Origin of the sequence: Chitinophaga sp. (genome assembly GCF_036566945.1) — a bacterium.
GTDB lineage: Bacteria > Bacteroidota > Bacteroidia > Chitinophagales > Chitinophagaceae > Chitinophaga.
Map to the genome: position 1 here is coordinate 1 of NZ_DATCVJ010000719.1, position 3,445 is coordinate 3,445.

The following is a 3,445-nucleotide window of genomic DNA, read 5'->3' on the forward strand; positions in this document are numbered from 1 at the left end:
AACCGCTGCAACGCACTATCAGTGCAGCCATGTCGGTGGTTTCTCCGGAAGTAATACCATATTTCAACAAGCAGTACAACTTTGCGTCGAGGTATGAAAAAATGAAACTGATATGGGCCAGTGGTAAGCCACAGCAGGCGCTTAAATATATCAGCCAGTACCTGACAGAGAATGAAGTAAATTACTATACCAATTTTCCTGCGGCCGGTTACAAGACCAATTTTGATATGAACGGGGAGCTGGATAGCATGAATGATCCGTTGAACCGTTTGCTGGCAGTAGATTATAAAACTTTCCTGGTAGATAATAACCTGGTGAAGGTAGACAGGGCAACGATGTCTGTGAGCATTGAAGGAAGGGAACCCATGCTGGATCACCGCCTGGTTGAATTTCTGGCGAAGGTACCTGCTTCATTGAAAGTAAAAGATGGGATCAATAAGTATATCCTTAAAACAATTGTACATAAATATATTCCCAAACCGCTGATGGAACGCCCCAAACGTCCATTCATTGCACCTTTGCAGGAATGGTTCCGGGACGAATTGAAAGAACAGATGCAGTATTATTTGTCTGGCCCAAGGTTGGCAAAATCTGGTCTGTTTAATGTTGCTCATGTAGAAGAATTACTGGGAATTTATTTATCCGGAGGTAAAGTCAGCCACCAGAAATTGTGGAACATATTGGTATTCCAGTTATGGTACAGCCGCTGGATAGAAAAATTATAGCATGGACAAGATAAATGGTAAAATACGCGTACTTGAAACGATCCGCCAGGGAAAAATTGGCGGGGGAGAGAGTCATGTGTTAGACCTGGTAGCCTCACTGGATAAATCAACATTTGAACCTATCGTACTTTCGTTTACAGATGGACCAATGATAAGTGCATTGCAACGTTTGAACGTTCCTGCTTTTGTTATCGACAGTGAAAAAGCATTTGACATCAGTGTATGGAGAAAAGTGAAGAAGTTGATAAGCGAACAGCGTATTGATATTGTGCATGTACACGGCACCCGGGCAAACACGAATGTATTGTGGGCCGCGCGTAATCTTGGTTTGCCGGTGGTATACACCATTCATGGATGGTCGTTTCATGATGGCCTGCATCCACTGTCCAGACGTTTACGCATCGCCGCCGAAAAGTTTATTACCCGTAAAACACAGGTGAATATCTGTGTTTCGGAATCCAACCGGCAAACAGGTATCAAGGCGTTTAACGGATTTAGTGGTATTGTGGTAAGGAATGGAGTGAACCTGCAAAAGTTTAATCCCGATGCTGTTTACCCCAACCTGCGCGCAGAGTATAATATTCCGGCAGATAAGATGCTGATTTGCTATATAGCCCGTATGACCTATCAGAAAGATCCGGTGAGCATGGTAAAGGCATTTGCCACCGCGCTTAAAAGCGTGCCCGGCTTACAGTTATTAATGATAGGGGATGGAGAGCTGAAAACAGATGCTATGACTGCGGCCATGGCACTGGGAGTAGAGGAACAGGTCATATTTGACGGCTTCCGGCAGGATGTTCCTGCGGTATTACAGGCAGCAGATATTTACTGTCTCCCTTCTTTATGGGAAGGCTTTCCAATTGGAGTGCTGGAAGCAATGGCAATGGGGAAAGCCGTTATTGCCAGCGATGTAGATGGCACAAAGGAAGCAGTAACGAATGGTGAAAATGGGTTACTCGTACCGGCAGGTAATCCGGACGAACTGGCAGCAGCGATTGTTAAATTAGCTACAGACCATGCACTGCGATTACAGTTACAGCAAAATGCGAAAGCTGCGATTGTAGCGCATTTCAATGTAGCAGGCATGACAGAAAAGATTTCAGCTGTTTACCTGCAGCTTTGTAAATAATAATACTTTATCAATTTCAATATGACAAAGACCGCGATCACCTACGAATATAACCGCATCACCGATATCAAGCGGCTGAATTTTATTACAGATAGTCTGAAGAAAAATATTCCAGACGGAGGCCGTGTATTGGATGTAGGATGTGGTAATGGCGTTATCAGTCGCCACCTCGGACAGTTTGGCTATGAAGTATTAGGGATAGATATCAGTGAGAAAACCATTGCAGTAGCCAATCAGCGCAATACGTATCCAAATGTTAAGTTTGCGGCGATCAGTGCGGAGGAGCTGACTGCACAAGGCGAAACATACGATGCTGTAATATGCAGTGAAGTGCTGGAACACCTGGACCATCCGCATCTTCTATTACACACTATCCACGCTTCTTTAAAAGATGAAGGGTTATTGGTAGTAACGGTACCTAATGGTAACGGTCCGAGAGAATTGTGTGTGACCCGCCCAATGCTCAAGGCACGGAACAACCCCGCCTTGTGGACTTCTATCAATAAAGTAAAGAGTGTATTAGGATTCAAAGGTACGACTGCGCAATCACAGGCAGATAATCTTGATCACGTACAGTTCTTTACACGCAAGGATTTGCAGCAACTTGCCCAGATCAGCAACTTTAAAATTGTACAGTTTGCAAAGACCAATTTTGTGGAAGATGTATTTCCATTTTCTCTGGTTACAAAAAGAGTTAAATTCCTTCAAACACTGGATTGCCAGGTAGCGGAATTGCTCCCGTATAATTTTACGGGCGGCTTTAATACGCTGTGGCGGAAAAGTATAAACTGAGCGAAAAAATAGTCATAAAAAAAGGTTGATTCATTCGTGAATCAACCTTTTTTTTATGATAAATGCCCGGCGGCACTGTCAATTTTATTCAGTAAGTCGGGCGTTTTTTCGAGGTCAAATTTCCGGGCCAGCAGCTGTCCCGACCGGATAATTTTGTCAAAATCGCCTGGGACAAATGTTTTAGGATGTGCTTTTCCTTCAGACCAATCGATATAACGGAGGTAGTTATTTTCTACACTGTCTTTGAAAGGGCCATTCATAATAATGGTCTGGAAAATAAATTCATCGCCTCCCCAGGTACGCTTATAAAATCTTTTCAATTCAGGATGAGCATTTATATATGCCAGACACCATGCAGCACATTCCTGTGTAAGGCTCCACCATAGGGAGCCGCCATATACTTCCAGTGCAAGAGGATGCTTCCTGGCAGGCAGTATTTTGTTTAACAATGCGGCAATTCTATACTTACCCGGCAACCGGAGATCTTCAAAATGGAAGGACGTTATTTTGGACATTACCCGCTGAAGTGCAGCCTCCGGCAATATATCCAGAAATTGCTTGCCGCGATTGGTGGCAAAAAAATGATGTAGCTGATGCACATTTACCAGTGGATAATCCTGAGCACTGATGAGATGAATAAAGTCATATTGATAACCTGAATCCACAATAGACGCGATGCCGTTTAATGCAGCCTGGATAGTACCATACCCCGCCCAGGTGACATTTACTCTTTTTTCAATAAAAAATACCTGTGGTATATTCATGGCTGTCTGCCATTCATTGATATCAGATTTAGCAT

At 43.5% G+C, this 3,445-nt stretch carries 4 protein-coding genes; 3 read left to right on the forward strand and 1 reads right to left on the reverse strand.

Annotated features, from left to right (window positions below):
• The 3 genes from VIP81_RS21680 to VIP81_RS21690 form a co-directional block, all read left to right on the forward strand.
• The coding region (locus VIP81_RS21680) for an asparagine synthase C-terminal domain-containing protein (protein ID WP_331966213.1) at positions 1-725 on the forward strand (725 nt) is incomplete at its 5' end.
• Between the two features lies 1 nt (position 726).
• Positions 727-1,854 (forward strand): glycosyltransferase family 4 protein, encoded by a 1,128-nt coding sequence (locus VIP81_RS21685; RefSeq protein ID WP_331966217.1) that lies wholly within the window; start codon positions 727-729, stop codon positions 1,852-1,854.
• 21 nt (positions 1,855-1,875) lie between these two features.
• On the forward strand, positions 1,876-2,646 hold the full coding sequence (locus VIP81_RS21690; RefSeq protein ID WP_331966220.1) for a class I SAM-dependent methyltransferase: 771 nt from the start codon (positions 1,876-1,878) through the stop codon (positions 2,644-2,646).
• A 53-nt stretch (positions 2,647-2,699) separates the two neighbouring features.
• On the opposite strand, the gene VIP81_RS21695 is transcribed toward VIP81_RS21690, so the two are convergent.
• Positions 2,700-3,445, reverse strand: a 746-nt coding sequence (locus tag VIP81_RS21695) for a beta-1,6-N-acetylglucosaminyltransferase (protein ID WP_331966223.1), incomplete at its 5' end; no start/stop codon positions are given.

Coding starts and splice junctions, on each gene's coding strand:
- VIP81_RS21685 (WP_331966217.1), top strand. CDS start 727: ATGGACAAGATAAATGGTAAAATACGCGTACTTGAAACGATCCGCCAG.
- VIP81_RS21690 (WP_331966220.1), top strand. CDS start 1,876: ATGACAAAGACCGCGATCACCTACGAATATAACCGCATCACCGATATC.